The following is an 18,267-nucleotide window of genomic DNA, read 5'->3' as shown; positions in this document are numbered from 1 at the left end:
AAGCAAGGAAGAGGCGATGAGCACGAACGCTCCCGACGATGGTTTATTGCGGATAGGACTGCTGGATTTTGAGCCCATTCGGATTGCCGGTCTCGAAGATGTCCTGGGAGAGATTCCTCACCTGAAGGCGGTACCCACCACGCTGGAGGCGGCGATGCACGATGCATCGCTGCCGCTCATCCTGGTGGGGCTGCGCGACCCTCTTGACTCCTTCGAGACGCTCGCACGGCTCAAGGCTCAGCGCCCGGCCGTCAAACTGATCCTGATGGGCGCCGAGGCCAACGAGGAAACCATCATCAGCGCGATTGCCGCCGGTGCGAAGGGCTACCTGGAAGAGACCGTGACGCCGGCGCAGGTGACGCAATGCATCGACGTGGTGCAGAGCGGCTCGATCTGGGCTCCGCGCAAGGTTCTCTCGAAGTTTGTGGACCGCATGCTGCACGCCACCGAGAAGCGGGTTCTGCGGCATCACTTCACGTTTACCGAACGCGAGCAGGAGGTGCTGCGCCTGCTCGTAGCGGCGCGCTCCAACCGTGAGATTGCCCTGAGTCTGGGAATCGAAGAACGGACGGTGAAGGCTTATGTGGGGAGACTGATGCGGAAGGTCGGCGTCCAGAACCGGATTGCTCTTTCAATCCATGCGGCAAGCCGCGTATTCGGGCCGGAAGAGTAAACCGTCCTCGAAACCAGTCTTTGTTTCAGGCTGGTTTCAGGGGTGGTTACCTAAGTCGCCTGTACCCATGTTACCTTGCTATCCCTTGGTAACAGGGTTAAAACGTTACTAGCAACAACGCAGATCTGGGGAACGGGGCTGGTGGCGCAGGTGACTGCGATCTCGCAGCCCCTCTTTTTTGCTCTGGTAAAAAGCGCCTGACCACTACGGTGCTGGAATCGCCGGGAAAAAGCAAGAGATTTTCTCTCCTCTGAAACGATCCTTTCTTTTCATCACCTCAACCTTCCGCCAAATTACTGCATCTATGTACCCGTGTCGGTTGCTCCCGATCCTGATGCGGAAGAGCCTGTCTTGGACGCCTTCCTGTTCGGGGACCCGGCAAATGGTATTCAGCAGCGTGAACCGCACTTGTCGGACAACGTATAGCCGGACAACGTATTGCAAGGAGAAGACGAAAACTATGAAAAAGATGCTAGCCCTTTTCTGTCTCGCGGGAGCTTCCCTATCCGCGTTTGCCGCCAGCGACCAGGCAACGCTCAACGATCGTCTGGAGAAGTCCCGCCTCATCATCGATGAGCTGGCGAAGACGCCGGATCGGGGCATTCCGGACAACATCATCAAGCAGGCGACCTGCGTGGCGGTTGTGCCGAGCCTGAAGAAGGGCGCCTTCATCGTAGGCGGTCAGTATGGCCAGGGTGTGGTCACCTGCCGCACCGGACACGGCTGGAGCGCTCCTGCGTTCATCCGTATGGCTGGCGGCTCCTTCGGCTTCCAGATCGGCGGCCAGGGTACGGACCTCGTACTGGTTGCTGTGAACGACCACGGTATGCAGGATCTGCTGAAGAGCAAGTTCAAGATCGGCGGCGACGCGGCGGCTTCGGCCGGTCCGGTGGGCCGCAACTCGCAGGCAGCGACCGACTGGAAGCTCAACTCGGAGCTGTTAACCTACTCGCGCAGCAAGGGCCTCTTTGCGGGTATCGATCTCGACGGCACCTCGGTGAGCCAGAACAACGAAGATACGGACGCCTTCTACGGCACTCCGCATCCCTTCGAGCAGATTCTGAAGGGCAACGTGCCGGCTCCTCCGCCGTCGCTGCCATTCCTGCGCGCGATCCGCAATTACTTCCACGACGTACAGTAAATTTCGGGCGCAAGCCAGAGATGAGAAAGGCCGGGCAATCGCCCGGCCTTTTCCTGTTTGCTTCGGATCGACTTACTTGGGGTCGACCCAGCCGCCGTAGCCCTGCGTAAGGGCATTGACGGCATCGGGACCCCAGGTACCGACCTTATAGGGCAGCGGATCGCCGTGCTGGGCGAAGATGGGATCGATGATGCGCCACGATTCCTGCACGTAGTCCTCGCGGGCAAACCAGGTCTGGTTGCCACGCATGGCGTCCTGCAGGAGTTCTTCGTAGGCGAGCAGATTGGCGGTGCCGCATCCCTGGTTGGCCTGGAGTTCGACCATACAACCGCGCAGACGTTCGCCAGCTTCCTTGACGGAGCCGCCGATCGCGATCATCGGCTCGGGGCTCAGGCGGAAGCGAACGTAGTTCTGAGGGGGGACGGACTCGGAGAAGACCGGAGGTGTCTGGCGGAACTTCGCGACCACTTCCGTTGCGGTGATGGGAAGGTTTTTGCCGGTACGGATGAAGAAGGGGACATCGCGCCAGCGCCAGGAGTTGATCATGACCTTCAGCGCGGCGAAGGTTTCTACCTGTGAGCCGGGCTTGACGCCGGGTTCCTCGTGATAGCCCTCGAACTGACCGAGGACGACATCTTCGCGGCGGATGGATTGCACGCTCTTGAGCACCTTGACGCGCTCGTCGCGGAGAGCTTCCACGTCCGGACACGGCGGCGGCTCCATGGCGATGTTGCTGAGCAGCTGCATGAGGTGGTTCTGGACCACGTCACGAAGAGCACCGACGCCGTCGTAGAACGAGCCGCGGCCCTGAATGCCGAACTGCTCGGCCATGGTGATCTGCACGCTCTCGATGTACTGGCGGTTCCACACGGGATCGAGGAAGGCGTTCGAGAAGCGGAAGTAGATGAGGTTCTGAACCGCATTCTTGCCGAGATAGTGATCGATGCGGAAGATGTTCGGCTCGGGGAAGATTTCGTGGATCGAGCGGTTGAGAGCGTAGGCAGACTGCTGATCGTTGCCGAAGGGCTTTTCGACGACGACGCGGGCGCCCTCAGCAGAACCGGAATCCTTGAGCTTGCGGATGACCTCGATGAAGAGGCTGGGAGGAATGGCGAGATAGTGCAGCGGGTGCTGTGCGTTGCCGAGTTCCTTGCGAACCTTCTGGAAGGTAGTGATATCAGCGTAGTCGCCATCGACATAGCGGAGACGGCTGCTGAGATCGGCAAAGCCTTCGGGGTCAAGACCGCCGTGCTTTTCGACGCTGTCCTTGGCGCGTGCCTTGAGCTGGTCGAGGTTCCAACCGGCCTTGGCGACACCAATCACGGGGCCTTTGAGCTTGCCGCGCTTGGCGAGGCGCTGGAGTGAGGGGAAGATCTGCTTGTAAGCAAGGTCTCCGGTGGCGCCGAAGAAAACTAGGGCGTCCGACAGGGGCTGATCCATGAATCCGACCTTCTTTCCATGCGTATGAAGTAATGCTGAGATCTAACAGGTCCATGGCCGAACGGCGGCCTGCTGGGACTCATCACTTCCTATTTTAGAGATGCCTCGGCTGTTGTGGAGGTCGCAGACGAGGATTCCGTGTGAATGAAAGCGACAAATATGAAGAAAGCGTTGCAGAGATTGGTTCCCGGATGTGGATTTGGTCTTCGCGTGCATGCTCTTGTCGCCTACTCTAAAGAGGATGCCCCGTTCGTAGGCGGCGATTCTTATCTCAAGGAGATTTGCATGGCGGAGACCATCAAGAAGGCCAAGGCACCGGCAAAGCCCCGGAAAACCGCGACGAAGAAGCAAGCGACGGTCGAGGCTGTAAAGCCGCAGCCCTCGCACGAAGAGATTGCAGAGCTGGCGCGGCGCTACTGGGCCGAACGCGGCTGGAAAGACGGACATGCGGAAGAAGACTGGCTGCGTGCCGAGCGGGAACTGATCGGAATCGCGTCGTAAGGATCGCGAAACAATATTGAACCCGTGAAGTAATTCATAGAAATTTTATCGATCGGGAAAGAAAGCCGGGTGCTCACCCGGCTTTTCGCATGTCTGGGAGGAAATTTCGGGAGGAAATCAGGCGGGCAGTTCACGTCCCAGGTACTGGGCGAGTTCCTTCGTGTTGGCCGAATGGGCGTAGGCGGTCTCGAGCGTGATGCGGCCGGTCTGCACCAGGTCGGCGAGCGACTGCTCCATGGTCTGCATGCCTTCGCCGCGTCCGGTGGCCACCAGGTGGCGGATCTGGTGATCGTGCCCGGTGCGGATGAGATTGCGGATGCCGGGCGTCGCGAGCAGGATCTCGACGGCAGGGTAGCGATGCAGGCGGTCGGCTGCAGGCAACAATTGCTGGCTCAGGATGGCAAGCAGGCTGAGCGAAAGCTGCTGGCGGATCTGCTGCTGATGGCTCGAAGGCAGCAGATCGAGGATGCGTGAGAGAGCCTGCGACGCATCATTCGTATGCAGCGAAGAGAGCACGAGATGGCCGGTTTCGGCAGCCGTGAGCGCGGCAGTCATCGTTTCGCCGTCGCGCATCTCTCCGATGAGGATGACGTCCGGATCCTGACGGAGAACGGCGCGGACTGCGTGCGCGAAGGTGGGCGTGTCGCGGCCGACCTCGATCTGCTCGATGATGGCGCTGCGGTTGAGGTGCTGGTACTCCACCGGGTCTTCGATGGTGATGACGTGATCGTGGCGGCGGGTGTTGACAAGGTCGAGCAGCGCGGCGAGTGTTGAAGTTTTTCCACTGCCGGTGGGGCCGGTGACCAGGATGAGTCCCTGCCGCTTCTCGGTAAGGAGAGCGAGGCTGGCGGGCAGATGCAGGGAGTCGATGGTCGGCACCTGCGCGGGCAGAAGGCGGATGCTCGCAGCGAGCGTTCCGCGCTGGTAGTGAAAGTTGGCGCGGAAGCGGCCGATGGACCCGCGCGAAAAGGAAAGATCGATTGAGCGCTGTTCCTCGAGCTCGGCGGCCTGTGCCGGGCTGAGCGCCCCCATCAGCATGAAGCGGAGATCTTCGGGGCTGACGGCCGGGCTGCCCGAGGACGCGAGCGTGCCCTTGATGCGAAAGGTAGGCGGAACACCGGCGAGCAGCAGCACATCGGAAGCGTTGCGCTGAGCGGCGAGCGCGAGCACGTGATCGAGCGAGGGGCGATCGTTGTAGGTTCCGGTGGAGGATCGCTCGGGATAGTTCGCGGAATAGCTCTCCAACCGGTCCAGATCGATCTTCGGAGGATCGATTTTTGCGGGATCCGGCTTTGCCGGGTCGGATTTTGCCGGTGAGCCGGCGCGCGGCGGGGTGAGCGAGGAGCGATTGAGCTGTTCGACGAGGCGATCGAGCTCGTTGTCGTATTGCGTCATGGGGCGATACTCCGGAACGGTGGCAGCTTGCGGGTGAAACGCGCGGGCGAAAAAATGCGTCCCTGTCCTGTGATGATACCGACGGATGGAAGGAGGCGTTTGCTCAGGGCCGCGGTGTGCGGCGTATACACTGAGGTCTGCTTTGCATGATGCGAGAAAGACTAGAATATAGCGTTGTCTGGCTGCTGGTGACGGTGCTGGGCAGGCTGCCGCGTCCGCTGGCGCGGGCACTGGGAGCAGGCGTGGCGCGGCTGGCGCTGCGTACGATGGGACGGCTTCGCCGGACCGGGTTGCGGAACCTCGAACTGGCATTCCCGGAGAAGAGCGGGCCGGAGCGGGAGCGCATCCTGTACGAGCTGTTTCGCAATCTTGGCTGGCAGATGGCGGAATTCTGCCTGATGCGCCGTTATATACAGGGCAATGTCGCTGCGATTGCGCGCTACGATGGCCTCGATCACTACCTGGCCGCGAAAGCAAAAGGTAAGGGCGTTCTGATTGTGACCGGCCATCTCGGAGCGTGGGAGCTTTCCAGCTTCTACCACTCGCTGATGGGCCATCCCATGAGCATGGTGATCCGCCGCCTCGACAATCCTCGGGTGGATGCGCTGGTAAATGGAATCCGCTGCCTGCACGGCAACAAGGTCCTTCACAAAGACGACTTCGCACGTGGCCTCATTGCCGCGATGCGGCGCGGTGAAACGGTCGGCATCCTTATGGATACGAATATGACTCCGCCGCAAGGTGTGTTCGTGCCGTATTTCGGGCACCTGGCCTGCACGGCATCAGGGCTCGCCCGCGTCGCGCAGAAGACCGGCGCTGCGGTCCTGCCGGGCTTCATGCTGTGGGAAGAAAGCGAACAGAAATATGTACTGCGCTTCGGGCCGGAGATCCCGCTGCTCGAAACAGGCGATGCCGAGCGCGATGCGCTGGAGAACACGGCACGGTTTACCGCGGTGACGGAATCCTATGTGCGGCAATACCCGAGCCAGTGGCTCTGGGTGCATCGAAGATGGAAGACGCGGCCCGAGGGTGAGCCCACCCTGTATCCGCGGCGATAAAGAGGAGTGGCATGACGCGACTGGTGCAACTGGCTGAGGTCCTGAAGGCGGAGCTGCGCTTCGCCGAAGGCAGGGAAGAGCTGCAGCTGACGGGTGTCGGCAGCGCGAAGAGCGCAGGTGCGAGCGATCTGGTATTTGCCGAGGATGCGGATGCGTTGAAGTCCGCGTTGTCTTCCGCTGCGCTGGCGGTGATCGTCTCGGCGAAGATCGCTCCCACGGAAAATCCCGGAAAGGCCTTGCTGATCACGCCGCAGCCGAAGCTTCTGTTTGCGCAGGCCGCTCGCCTGCTGCAAGGGAAGGACGAGACGTCCGGCGTGCATCCGACAGCTGTGGTCGCACCCGATGTCGTGCTTGGGCGCAGGGTGTCGATCGGCGCACACGTGGTGCTCGAAGCGGGCGTGAAAGTGGGAGACGATAGCCGCGTGGATGCAGGCGCGGTGCTCGGCGCGGGTGTAAGTGTCGGGCAGGAGTGCCATATCTATCCGCGCGTGGTGGTGTATCCCGGTGTGGATATCGGCGACCGCGTGATTGTCCACGCGGGGGCGGTGCTCGGCGGCGATGGCTTTGGGTATGTGCGTGACCGGGAGAGCGGGGAATACACGCAGTTTCCGCAGCAGGGACGGCTGGTCATCGAGGATGACGTAGAGATCGGCGCAAACACCACGGTGGATCGAGGCGCGCTTGAAGAGACGCGGCTCGAGCGTGGAGTGAAGGTCGATAACCTCGTACATATCGGTCATAACGTGCGTGTCGGAAAGCACGTTGTGATCGCCGCACAGACCGGAATCTCCGGCTCGAGCGCAATCGGCAACTATGCGATTGTCGGCGGCCAGGTGGGTATCGGGGATCACGCTTCGGTAGGCGAGCAGGTCATTCTCGGCTCCGGCTCAGGGGTTCTGACGCACAAGAAGGTGAAAGGTCCGGGCGTGGTCTTCTGGGGCCGCCCGGCACGACCCCTAAAGCAATACTTGAAGGAATTAGCGACGCTCGCGAAGCTCAGCCGCGAGTCATCGAAATGAGAAAGGCCGGTCACCCAGGTGGCCGGCCTTTCTGCGCATATTTGCGTGTGCGGGCTTAACGGGGAGTGTCGAGCGTGGGGAAGGGCTCACGCTTCATCGAGCCGTCGCGCTGCTTCATCAGGATCTCGACTTTGCCCTCGGCCTCTTCGAGTTCTTTCTTGCAGAGAGCGGAAAGCTGCACACCCTCTTCGAAGATCTTCACGGAGTCTTCGAGGGGCAGGTCGCCGCGTTCGAGCTGCGCGACGATGGTCTCCAGTTTCTTGAGCGATTCTTCAAAGGCTGCCATGCGTATCCCTAAACGGTGACCGGCTGAGGAGCCGGAGCTTCTGTGGCGCTCTGCGGCCTGGGCAGAACATCTGTCATGACTTCGACGGCCAGCGGGTAGCGGCCGAAGGGAGCGCTCACCTGCACACCCTGCACCAGCGGGATGGCGGCGGCGAGCATCTCCTGCGCGATTTTGATGCCTTCGGCGCGTGCGTGATCGGGCGTAGGCGCCTGCTGCATGCGTAGCATGATGCTGTCCGGCACGTGCACCCTGAGGTCATTCTTCATGAACTCGGCATTGCGCAGGCTGGTGAGTGGCCAGATGCCTGCAACGACGGGAATCCGGAAGCCTTCGATGCGTTTGAGGAAGGATTCGAGGATGCGGAGATCGAATACCGGCTGGGTGATGGCGTATTCCGCCCCAGCCTCCACCTTGGCGGCGAAGCGGCGGATCTCGTTCTCGACATCGGGTACGCCGGGGTTTGCGGCGACCGCGATGGTGAGATTGGCGGACGCGCCGATGGGATTGTCTCCGATATCGAGACCGTGATTGAGCTTACGGACGATCTGCGCGAGGCCGATCGCGTCCACATCGAAGACGGCGGTTGCGTCCGGATAGTTGCCGAGCTTCGGCGGATCGCCGGTAAGGCACAGGATGTTTTTCAGCCCGATGGACGACGCGCCTAGCAGGTCAGCCTGAATGCCGAGCAGGTTGCGGTCGCGGCAGGTGTAGTGGAGGACCGCCTCGACGCCGGTTCTCTGCTGGATCTGGATGCACAGGCTCTGCGCGCTCATGCGGGCTGAGGCGCGGGGCGAGTCCGGCACATTGATGGCATGAATGCCGTGGCCGGCGAGCATGGCCGCGCCGTCCAGCTCGCGCGTCGCGTCGACGCCGCGCGGTGGAACGATCTCGACCATGGTCACGAAGGTGCCGTCATGGATGAGCCTGCCGACTTTGGAGCGCTGCTCGAGGGGCGCGGGCCGGACGTCGGAGACGATCTCGACCTTCCCCGATGGCTGAACGCCTGTCTTCTGTGCGCTGGCGGCGCGGAGAGCGGCTCGCATAGCGCGGATATGGCTGGGCGTGGTGCCGCAGCACCCGCCGATGAACTGTGCTCCGGCCTTGAGGAACTTGCGCGCGTAGCTGGCCATGTATTCCGGGGACGAGAGATAGATGCTGCGCCCCTCGATGGCGCGGGGCATCCCGGCATTGGGCATTGCGGCCAGCGGGAGACTGGTGCCAGCGGAAAGCTTCTGGAGCGCGGTGAGGATGGCGGCCGGTCCGGTGCTGCAGTTGCAGCCGATGACGTCGGCTCCCCACGCGGTGAGGCGCGCGGCGACGATCTCCGGAGGGGTGCCGTCGAGGCAGTTGCCGTGGTCATCCACGGTAAACATGGCGAGGATCGGCAGCTCGGGGGCAACTTCCTTTGCGGCAAGAAGCGCCTGCTCGGCTTCGTTCATGGCCACGATGGTTTCGATGGCGAGCAAATCGACGCCCCCGGCGACGAGGCCGCGGATCTGTTCGGCGAAGGCGGCGCGTGCTTCTTCGAGGCTTGCCGATCCGGCCGCACCGAGCTGCACCCCGAGCGGACCGATAGAGCCGGCGACGAAGATTTTGGCGGCATGTTTGCCGTCATGGTGGACCGAGGCCTGGCGGGCGATCTGGGCTCCGGCCTTATTGATGGCGAAGACCTGGTCTTCGAGTCCGTAACGGCGGAGACGGAAGCTGTTGGCTCCAAAGGTGTTGGTTTCGATCACCTCGGCGCCGGCCTGAAGATATTCCTCGTGGATCGAGCGGACGAGATCGGGCTGGGAGAGGTTCAGCTCGTCGTAGCAGCGGTTAATGAAGACTCCGCGGGCATAGAGCGTGGTTCCCATGGCGCCATCGCAAAGAATGGTGCGGTCACCGAAGAGCGCCCGTATACGTTCGTTCATAGTCCTCTCATGGTATGCCAGCGGAGGGGTGAATGCCACCGTGCGCGGGTGCAGTTCGCTACGCAACCTTGAGACATGCACCGGGTTAAAACAGGGCAAAGGCACAGCCGCGATGACGGGAGAGATGGGCGTTCGTCTAACGGTTGAGCGATGCTTGCAGGTCTGTCGGCCGGTTCGGAAAAAGGGAAGGAACGGGCCGCCGGAAGGGTGGTTTCCGCACCTGCCAGAAGGCGCTAATGCTTTGCTATACTGTGGCTTCCCACGTTCGTGAGGTCTTGAGATTTTGAAGAAGAGAAGTTTCGCGGCTTACTGGCTCCTCCCCGTTCTGTGCCTGGCATCCTTGCTTGTTGTCACCTCCTGCGGGAAAAACTATTACGCAGACGGCCGTAGCCTGCCGCCGAGCGGACTTCTGAACCGTGTACTGATCGCGGAGCAGAATCCCAGCGCCCTAACCAAAGGTGCGCTTCCGTTCGTCGATGCGTATTACGACATTCGCCACAACTACAACAACACGGTCGCCTCGTTTGCGATCAGCGGCTATTCGGGCTCGCTGCCCGCGACGATTCAGAACATGCCGGAAGAAGAACTCGGCGCCGTATATGGCGAGGGCGACGGCAGCTTTGCTCTGATCAGCTATGCCTCCGAAAAGGAAGCAAGCACGATCACCATCCCCGGCGGACTTTCCTCGAGCGTTTTCATCGCCCGTGACAAGTCGTTTGTGTACGCAGCCAACGATACGACCCACGTGGTCTCGGTGGTGGACGTAGCGAATTCGAAGTCCTATACGCTGAACCTCCCGAATGTGTACGCCGTTTCGGTCAATCCCGGTGGATCGATTGCGCTGCTCTTCGTGCGCAATGCGACGCAGGCGGCCGGCGCAAGCACGGCCAGCGGAACCTCGGAGGCGAACTTCGCTGTATACAGCGTGGTGCACCTGACCGAGGCGCAGAGCAACGATGCGGTCAACAATCCGAACTGGACCTATACCTCGGGCAGCATCTCCAACACGGCCCAGGACTGCGAACCGCAGAACCAGCCGGTCTATTGCCTTTTCCCGGTGAGCACCGGTGCGAGCGCGAGCTTCGATAATCCGACGAAGGCGATTTTCTCGGCCGATGGCGCGTCGGTCTACGTGCTGAACTGCGGCCAGGAATGCGGCGGCACGACCTCCAGCATCACGACGATTCCGCTGACCAGTTCCGAGCTGAACACGGGTGTCACGGGTGGTGAGGGCATTGCCCTGACGGCAACCAACACCTACGCGATACCGGGTGGCGCGACGGACGGCATATTCAACGGCAACACGCTGTACCTGGCCGGGCAGCAGGAGCAGAGCGATGGCCTGTTCTCCGGCTACCTGACGATCTTCGATACGACGAGCGCCTCGGTCACGGGCACCTACGCCATCAGCGACGGTACCCACAACCGCATGGTCTTCGGCGACGAGAACACGTTGTGGATCGGCTCCTCGGGCTGCATCTCCGGCGAGCGCTACAAGCAGGTAGAAGCAGGCTCGAGCGCGGCTTACGGCTGCCTGACGATGTTCAACACTTCGACCAATACCGCGACACTCGACGCCTATAAGGGCGACGCGACGGGCATTGCGTCTGTGACCGGTCTCGACAAGGTCTACACGGCCGAAGGCGGACAGGTGTACATCTACAACACGGCGGATATGACAGAGCGGAACAACGCGAACGTGACGGTCAGCGGTACTGCCGCCGACGTCGCCTACATGGATTCGTCCACCGACGCCGACAACACGATCTACTAACGGATAGAGAAGCAGGACACGAGCGCGGCAGCCAGGCTGACCGCGCTTTTGTCTTTTCAGGAGTTAGAACCATGGCGGAAGTAGAGTCGAGCTGGGCCCAGCCGGTAGAGGCGGAAGTGCTGGCGATCGCGGCGCATCGCGACGATGTGGAGCAGACCTGCGGCGGGACGCTGCTGAAGATGCGTTCGCAGGGTGTGACTACGGCCATCCTGGACCTGACCCGGGGCGAGGCGGGAACGCGGGGCTCTGCGGTGGAGCGCGCGGCGGAAGCGGATGCGGCGGCGAAGATTCTCGGCGTGAGCTGGCGCGGGGCGCTGGATATCCCCGATGGCCGGGTCGAGAATACCTATGAGAACCGGCTCAAGCTGGTGCGTGTGTTGCGGCAGGTGAGGCCGCGGGTGGTGATCCTGCCATACTGGACCGGCCGTCATCCCGATCACTACACCACCGCCGGGCTCGGTTACGAAGCCTGTTTTCTCAGCGGACTGGCCAGCCTGGATGCAGGCTCCGATCCAGGCGCGGCGCCGCACCGTCCCTTCAAGATCCTCTATGCGAGTCTTTATGCGGATGTGCGCCCAAGTTTTGTGGTGGACATTACGCCGCACATCGAGGAGCGGCACCGCTCCCTGATGGCCTATACCTCGCAATACGCCAACCAGGAGCGGGGCGGGGGACTGTTCGTGCCGGAAGAAGAGATCCGCGAGAGGACTTTTTCGGTGGCTCGGCATTACGGGCTGCTGGCAGGCGTCCGCTATGCCGAACCGTTTGTGCAGAAGGAGATCGGGCTGGTCGAGGACCTGACCCTGATCCCGGTGCAGTCTCTCTAGCTAACAGCCGGTGGCGCCGCGATCCGCGGTGCCGTGTGCAGGAGGCTGCGTGTCGGCAGATAAATGCTGACATGCGCCCCGGAGAACGGCTCGGAATCCCCATTGCGCACGCGGATGGTTCCCCCGTGCTTCTGGACGATGCCCATGCTGACCCACAGGCCGAGGCCCGTGCCCTGATCTCCCTTGGTGGTGAAGAAGGGCTGGAAAAGATGCTCGATGCTGGCGGGCGGGAACCCTGCGCCGCTGTCCGCAACTTCGACGATGATCCCGGCCGGGAGAAGCTCTTCAGGCGGAGCTTTGCTGAGGGTGATGGCGATGCTGCCGAAGAGCCCCGCAGCTTCAATCGCATTGACGAAAACGTTCGTAAAGACCTGCCTCAGCTCGGCAGGGAAGCCTTCGATCGTAGCCGTATCGACGACCTGCAGCTCGGTGCGGATGGAAAGCTGCTGGATGCGGCGATCGAGGAGCAACAACACGCCATCGATCAGCTCCTGCAGGTCGATATTCACCGGGGCCTTCGGCTCGCGGTACAGGCTGAGCATGGTGCGGCTGATCTGCATGGTGCGGCCCAGCTCCTGCTGTGCCATCTGCAGGTATTCGCTGCGCTTCTCGGGATTCTCTTCGCCGGTGAGCAGGTAGAGGAGGTTTGCGACCGAATCCAAAGGATTGTGGATCTCGTGGGCGATGGTCGCCGCGAGCCGGCCGGCGACAGCGAGCTTTTCTCCGGCGATCAGAGCCGCTTCCGTGCGCTTCTTTTCTGTGACATTGCGGAAGACGAGGACAATCCCGGTCATCTCCCCCTGGGCGTTGCGGATGGGGGCAGCGCTGTCGTCGATGACAAATTCCTTGCCCTGCCGCGAAATGAGAGCGGTGTGATTCGCGAGGCCGATCACCTGATTCAGGCGGCGAACCTTGTCGACCGGGTTCTCCGCAATCTCGCGCGTCTCTTCATGGATGATGTTGAAGACATCCTGTAACGGACGGCCGATAGCCTCGGATGCGGTCCAGCCGGTGAGGTCCTGTGCCACGGCATTCATGAACTCGATGTTGCCGTTGAGGTCGCAGGAGATTACCGCGTCGCCGATGGACTCAAGAGTAGTCAGGTATTTCTGCTGGCTGTCGTAGAGGTTATGCGAGGTCTGGCTGATCTGCGCCAGGGCCGTCTGATAGCTGCGGGAGACCCGATGCAGGCGATTGCGGGTGAAGAGCGCGAGGACAATGCCGATCACGAGCGAGGCCAGAAGAATGACGAAGAATTCCTGCTTCTGGCGAAGACGAACCGCTTCCAGGCGGATATTGCGCGCGCGGGTTTCCGCCTCAAGCATCTCGCGGATTTCATCGCGGATGCCGTCCATCAGAACCTTGCCTTTTACGTCCGCCGCGGGATCGGTGAGGTGGTCGGCAGGCCGGGCGAGAACCGATTGCGAGAATGCGAGCCAGAGCTGGTAGCGATCCCGGAGATTGGCGAGACGAAGGGGCTGACGGCGGCGATCCCTGAGCTTCTCGGACAGAGCCTGAAAGCTCTGGGGCATCTGCGCCGCGGCCGTCTCATAAGGCTGAAGCAGCGAGGGATCGTGGGTCAGTTCGTATCCACGTAACCCTGTCTCCTGATCGAGGATCAGTTTCTCGAGATCGATGATGTCGGCGGTGATGCGATCGCTGACATCGAGTGCTGTGGTTGCGGTGGAACTCTGGCGGATGAGCGCCAGAGCAAGCCCGCCCATGATCACAAGAAGCAGGATCGGAAGGATGGCAGTCTGCTTGAGAATCCTACGAAATTCAGCCAGGTTCACGGGGCTTTCCTGAGGCGCCGCTTGACGGGAGGCAATAGCTCGATCAGCTTTTCGATCAGCACTTCAGGGTTGTTTCCCTTCATGATCGTTGAGTCTACTGACTTCGCAACGGACGGCGGAAGATCAAGATAGGCAGAAAGAAGAAGGATGGGCACTTCGGGAATGGCGGCGCGCATGCGTTCCGCTACTTCGCCCCCGTTCATGCCGGGCATGGCGTAATCCAGTACAACGAGATCGATCGGATGCTGGTGGAACAGCTCGAGTCCGGAGGGACCGTCTGGCGCTGTGAGGACACGGAAACCGGAGCGTTCGAGAACAATTTTCCGGATACTCAGCCCGCACACTTCGTCGTCGATGCAGAGGATGAGTGGGGAACTCGTCGGCACAGGGTCCTTTGCGCGGCCTACCGGAAATTCCGGTAAGCCATTGTGAGTATAGTACCTTATCCATATCACCGTGGCCGGATTTCGCAAGTGACCGGATGGCTAGCGGCAGGTCGAATTAACAATCCTTTTGCATTCTCTTTGCCTGACTGTCGTAGTCTTGAGCTGTGAAACGCGGCCTGACGGCCAGCGATTCCTGAGGGACGACCTGTTTTGAGCCAAACCGTATTTGTCCTGGAAGACGATACCGACATCTCCCGTCTGGTACAGCATCATCTCGAAGCTTCGGGCTTCGGGGTTAAAGTGTTTTCGACCCCCGCCAACCTGATCCCGGATGCCGAGCGTCAACCGCCGGCACTTTTCCTGCTGGACATTATGGTCCCGGGCGGCGATGGTCTGGATGTATGCCGGCGTCTGCGGAGCCATCCGGCGCTGGCCACGGTGCCGATCATCTTCCTGACCGCTCGCGCGGGCGAGAACGAGCGCGTGCTCGGACTTGAGCTGGGTGCGGACGATTACATCACCAAGCCGTTTGCGACCCGCGAGCTGCTCGCGCGTGTGAAGGCTGTCCTTCGCCGCTTCGAGCGCCCGACGACGCCCTCGGTGATCAGCTTCGAAGAGGTAGTGATCGACGCCAGCGCGATGCAGCTGAAGGTACGCGGCGAGCTGACGACGACGACGGCGACGGAGTTCCGCCTGCTTGATTACCTGGCACGCCATCCGGGCCGGGTCTTCAGCCGCGATCACCTGCTGGACGCGGTCTGGGGCGATTCCCGTTTCGTGACGCCGCGCTCCGTGGACGTCTATGTGCGCCGTATCCGTGAGAAGATCGAGGTGGATGCGGAAAACCCGCGCTATCTGAAGACTGTGCGCGGCGCCGGTTACCGCTTCGAGATTCCGAAGGCGGGTTAAGAGCTGGGCGCTCTACTCGAGCGCCTGCTTCCCTACGGGGCCGCCACACCGGCGCGGCCCATGCCTCATTCTCCGTTTCTCTCAGCGAGATCCCCGTCGATGACCGGCCGAGTATTCACAAAACTTCTGCTCTCGTTCGTCCTGGTGCTGGCCACCAGCGCGGCGATCCTCGACTTCACATTGCGCGGGATCGTGGAGAACTCGCTGCGCCAGGAAATCACCCAGTCCCTGACGGGCAAGGCCCGTCTGCTGGCAGGCGAGGCACGGCCGGGTGACGGGCAGCGGCTCGCAGCGCTGGCTTCGCGCGCGGCTTTCGAGGCGGGAGCGCAGGTAACCTTTTTCGCGCAGGACGGAACAGTGCTGGCAGCATCGGCCTCGGGCCCGGCGAGTGCGAACGTGCCTCCTGAAGTAAAGACCGCGCTGAGCCAGGCGGATAAGGTCGGCAGCACGGAGCGCGAGGGGATGCTGTTTGTCGCCGTGGCTGGCGACGGGCTGGTGGTGCGTCTGGCCTATCCGCTGCAGGCGATCCATGACACGACGCATGTGCTGCGGAGCGATGTGCTGCTGGCATCGCTGTTTGCGATCGCCCTGGCGACAGTACTGGCAGCCTTCATCGCCCATCGGGCGCAGCGCAGACTGAAGCGCATCGTGACCTTTGCGGCGCGGATGTCCTCCGGTGACTTCACAGCGCGCATCGAGGAAGGCGATCTGGATGAGGTCTCCGAAGTCGCACGGGCGCTCGATATGACGGCTGCCCGTCTTGAGGCCAGCTTTCACGCGCTTGAGACGAAGCAAAGGGAACTGGCCGCGCTTCTGGACAGCATGCAGGAGGCGGTTATCGCCGTGGACGCAGCGGGCCGCATCAGCTGGTCGAATGTGGTGATGCAGCGGATCGCGCCGGGAGCGACGCGGCAGGGGCAGGCCCTTGTCCACGCGGTGCGCGATCCCGAGGTATTGAAATGCGTGCAGGTGGCGCTCGAAAGCCGGGAGCTGGCCAGCGGCAAGGCGACTTCCGTGGCTCCGGCGCGTGTGTATGACGTGAACGCCGCTCCGACGCCGGGCGGGGGCGCGGTCGCGGTGCTGCATGATGTTTCGGAAATTGAGCGGGCGGAGAAGATGCGCCGTGACTTCGTGGCGAATGTTTCGCACGAGCTGCGCACGCCGTTGACTTCGATCTCAGGCTATGTGGAGACGCTGCTGGAAGACCCGATGGAGCTGCCGCCGCATGCGCGGGAGTTCATGGCGATTATTCTCCGCAATGCGACGCGCATGAATCGCCTGACCGAAGACCTGCTGGCGCTGGCCAGTGTGGAGTCGAGCGACTACAAGCTGAAGCTGCGCCCGGTGAAGGCGTCTACGCTGGTGCGGGACGCCATCGATTCCCTGGCCGGCATGGTGATCGATTCGGATATCTCGCTGGATGAGGCGGATCTGACGAACGCCGTGGTCGGTGCGGATGAAGACGCGCTGACCCAGGTCTTCGGCAACCTTGTCGAAAACGCGATGAAATACGGCAAAGGCGGCAAGCGCGTGCTGATCGGCGCGCGCGATGTGGAAGATGGCGTGGAGTTCTGGGTCCAGGATTTCGGCCCCGGCATTGCGTCGGAACACCTGAGCCGGATCTTCGAGCGCTTCTACCGGGTAGACAAGGCGCGTTCCCGCGAGTCGGGTGGAACCGGCCTCGGACTGGCCATCGCAAAGCATATCGTGCTCGCCCACGGCGGAAATATCCGGGCCGAGAGCGAACTGGGCTCGGGCGCCACCTTCCTCTTCACGCTGCCGGTGATTCAACCGGCGGGCGAAAGCGGTGAATCCTTGCCGGTAGCTTCGGCTTCCAAGAGCCTGTAGCCGTCAGCGGTCCAGGTGGAAGCGTACTCCGTCATGAGGTTGCGGAGGCTATGGCTGTTAAGTGATTCATCGCATGTCACTTAAGTCTGTGCCCGAAAGGGCATTTGTTGCCCTTTTCATGGTTTTGTCACCTGCCGTTAACGGTGGGCCGTAAGAATTTCCCTATCCCACGAGGGGGAAACTCCATGAATCGTAAGTTTGTAGTCCTTGCTGCGGCGCTACTCGCGTCGGCGGCCTCCTCCGGCCTTGCGCAGAAGCTGAATGGTGCGGGTGCGACCTTCCCGAACCCTATCTACTCGAAGTGGTTCATCGAATACAGCAATGCCCATGCCGGCGTGCAGATCAACTATCAGCCGATCGGTTCCGGCGGCGGCATTCGCCAGGTAACCGCGGGCACCGTGGACTTCGGCGCGAGCGACGGTCCGATGTCCGATGCGCAGTTGTCCGAATCGAAGATCAAGATTGTGCACATCCCGACGGTACTCGGCGCGGTTGTGCCGATTTACAACCTGCCGGGCGTGAGCGCCGAACTGCGCTTCGCTCCTGACGTGCTTGCAGACATCTATCTGGGCAAAATCTCGAACTGGGATGACGCGCGCATCGCGAAGGACAACCCGGGCGTCAAGCTGCCGAACATCTCGATCAACGTGGTGCATCGCTCGGACGGCAGCGGCACGACCTATATCTTTACGGACTACCTCTCGAAGGTGAGCCCGGAGTGGCAGAGCTCGGTTGGCCGGAACACTGCGGTGAGCTGGCCGAAGGGTATCGGCGCGAAGGGCAACGAGGCGGTTGCGGGTATGGTTCGCCAGCTGCCGGGCACCATCGGCTACGTCGAGCTGATCTACGCTCTGCAGAACAAGATCTCTTATGGCTACGTGCGCAACGCGGCTGGAGCCTGGGTGAAGGGCAGCGTCGAGGGCGTGACGGAAGCTGCGGCTACGGTGAAGTCGATCCCCGCTGACTATCGCGTCTCGATCACGAATGCGCCCGGCAAGACGGCGTATCCGATCTCGAGCTTTACCTGGCTGCTGATCCCGAACCCGGCTCCGGATTCGGCCAAGGGCAAGGTCATCAAGGACTTCCTGAACTGGATGCTGGAACACGGCGAGTCCGAGGCCCCGGCACTCTATTACGCTCCGCTGCCGGATGCGGTCGCGGTGAAGGTCAAGGCGACGATTGCAGCGCTGAAGTAAGGCATTGCGAAGGCGGCTCCGGGGAGGGTGAGGATCCCTTTCCTGCCCGGAGCCGTTACGTATATGAGGTCTGGAAAGTCTTTTCTTACACCTTATTTTTCAATGGTT

At 61.7% G+C, this 18,267-nt stretch carries 16 protein-coding genes; 10 read left to right on the top strand and 6 right to left on the bottom strand.

What is annotated here, in order from left to right:
* Positions 1-16: 16 nt before the first annotated feature.
* Together QM649_RS05105 and QM649_RS05100 are read left to right on the top strand one after the other, a co-directional pair.
* Complete coding sequence (locus QM649_RS05105) at positions 17-673, top strand: LuxR C-terminal-related transcriptional regulator (RefSeq protein WP_415197938.1); 657 nt, start codon at positions 17-19, stop codon at positions 671-673.
* Between the two features lie 460 nt (positions 674-1,133).
* Positions 1,134-1,814: a lipid-binding SYLF domain-containing protein gene (locus tag QM649_RS05100; protein ID WP_415197937.1), complete on the top strand. Its 681-nt coding sequence runs from the start codon at positions 1,134-1,136 to the stop codon at positions 1,812-1,814.
* A gap of 72 nt (positions 1,815-1,886) precedes the next feature.
* Here QM649_RS05100 and zwf read toward each other — a convergent pair whose 3' ends face one another.
* Positions 1,887-3,254: a glucose-6-phosphate dehydrogenase gene (zwf, locus tag QM649_RS05095; RefSeq protein ID WP_415197936.1), complete on the bottom strand. Its 1,368-nt coding sequence runs from the start codon at positions 3,252-3,254 to the stop codon at positions 1,887-1,889.
* A gap of 285 nt (positions 3,255-3,539) precedes the next feature.
* Between zwf and QM649_RS05090 the strand changes: the two genes are divergently transcribed.
* A complete protein-coding gene (locus tag QM649_RS05090) occupies positions 3,540-3,755 on the top strand; it encodes a DUF2934 domain-containing protein (RefSeq protein ID WP_415197935.1) in 216 nt (71 codons plus the stop codon).
* A 117-nt stretch (positions 3,756-3,872) separates the two neighbouring features.
* Here QM649_RS05090 and QM649_RS05085 read toward each other — a convergent pair whose 3' ends face one another.
* Positions 3,873-5,150 (bottom strand): type IV pilus twitching motility protein PilT, encoded by a 1,278-nt coding sequence (locus tag QM649_RS05085; RefSeq protein ID WP_415197934.1) that lies wholly within the window; start codon positions 5,148-5,150, stop codon positions 3,873-3,875.
* Positions 5,151-5,296: 146 nt separating this feature from the next.
* Between QM649_RS05085 and QM649_RS05080 the strand changes: the two genes are divergently transcribed.
* A complete protein-coding gene (locus QM649_RS05080; protein ID WP_415197933.1) occupies positions 5,297-6,208 on the top strand; it encodes a lysophospholipid acyltransferase family protein in 912 nt (303 codons plus the stop codon).
* An 11-nt stretch (positions 6,209-6,219) separates the two neighbouring features.
* Positions 6,220-7,227, top strand: a complete 1,008-nt coding sequence (lpxD, locus tag QM649_RS05075; protein ID WP_415197932.1) for a UDP-3-O-(3-hydroxymyristoyl)glucosamine N-acyltransferase — start codon at positions 6,220-6,222, stop codon at positions 7,225-7,227.
* A gap of 55 nt (positions 7,228-7,282) precedes the next feature.
* Here lpxD and xseB read toward each other — a convergent pair whose 3' ends face one another.
* Positions 7,283-7,513, bottom strand: a complete 231-nt coding sequence (xseB, locus tag QM649_RS05070; protein ID WP_415197931.1) for an exodeoxyribonuclease VII small subunit — start codon at positions 7,511-7,513, stop codon at positions 7,283-7,285.
* An 8-nt stretch (positions 7,514-7,521) separates the two neighbouring features.
* Positions 7,522-9,426: a bifunctional homocysteine S-methyltransferase/methylenetetrahydrofolate reductase gene (locus tag QM649_RS05065; protein WP_415197930.1), complete on the bottom strand. Its 1,905-nt coding sequence runs from the start codon at positions 9,424-9,426 to the stop codon at positions 7,522-7,524.
* A 340-nt stretch (positions 9,427-9,766) separates the two neighbouring features.
* Between QM649_RS05065 and QM649_RS05060 the strand changes: the two genes are divergently transcribed.
* Positions 9,767-11,200, top strand: a complete 1,434-nt coding sequence (locus tag QM649_RS05060) for a hypothetical protein (RefSeq protein ID WP_415197929.1) — start codon at positions 9,767-9,769, stop codon at positions 11,198-11,200.
* A 71-nt stretch (positions 11,201-11,271) separates the two neighbouring features.
* On the top strand, positions 11,272-12,027 hold the full coding sequence (gene bshB1, locus QM649_RS05055) for a bacillithiol biosynthesis deacetylase BshB1 (RefSeq protein WP_415197928.1): 756 nt from the start codon (positions 11,272-11,274) through the stop codon (positions 12,025-12,027).
* On the opposite strand, the gene QM649_RS05050 is transcribed toward bshB1, so the two are convergent.
* Both QM649_RS05050 and QM649_RS05045 read right to left on the bottom strand, forming a co-directional pair.
* Positions 12,024-13,820, bottom strand: a complete 1,797-nt coding sequence (locus QM649_RS05050) for a CHASE3 domain-containing protein (protein WP_415197927.1) — start codon at positions 13,818-13,820, stop codon at positions 12,024-12,026. The genes bshB1 and QM649_RS05050 overlap by 4 nt on opposite strands.
* A complete protein-coding gene (locus tag QM649_RS05045; protein WP_415197926.1) occupies positions 13,817-14,206 on the bottom strand; it encodes a response regulator in 390 nt (129 codons plus the stop codon). The genes QM649_RS05050 and QM649_RS05045 overlap by 4 nt, the downstream gene beginning before the upstream one ends.
* A 210-nt stretch (positions 14,207-14,416) precedes the next feature.
* On the opposite strand from QM649_RS05045, the gene QM649_RS05040 reads away from it, so the two are divergent.
* The 3 genes from QM649_RS05040 (at position 14,417) to pstS (ending at position 18,159) form a co-directional block, all read left to right on the top strand.
* On the top strand, positions 14,417-15,115 hold the full coding sequence (locus QM649_RS05040) for a winged helix-turn-helix domain-containing protein (RefSeq protein ID WP_415197925.1): 699 nt from the start codon (positions 14,417-14,419) through the stop codon (positions 15,113-15,115).
* A gap of 99 nt (positions 15,116-15,214) precedes the next feature.
* Positions 15,215-16,963 (top strand): ATP-binding protein, encoded by a 1,749-nt coding sequence (locus QM649_RS05035; protein ID WP_415197924.1) that lies wholly within the window; start codon positions 15,215-15,217, stop codon positions 16,961-16,963.
* A gap of 185 nt (positions 16,964-17,148) precedes the next feature.
* Entirely contained in the window at positions 17,149-18,159 is a 1,011-nt protein-coding gene (pstS, locus tag QM649_RS05030; RefSeq protein ID WP_415197923.1) for a phosphate ABC transporter substrate-binding protein PstS, read from the top strand.
* Positions 18,160-18,267: the final 108 nt, after the last annotated feature.

The organism is Silvibacterium sp., assembly GCF_047605705.1.
Taxonomy (GTDB): domain Bacteria; phylum Acidobacteriota; class Terriglobia; order Terriglobales; family Acidobacteriaceae; genus Silvibacterium.
This window is presented reverse-complemented; position numbering and strand designations above follow the sequence as displayed.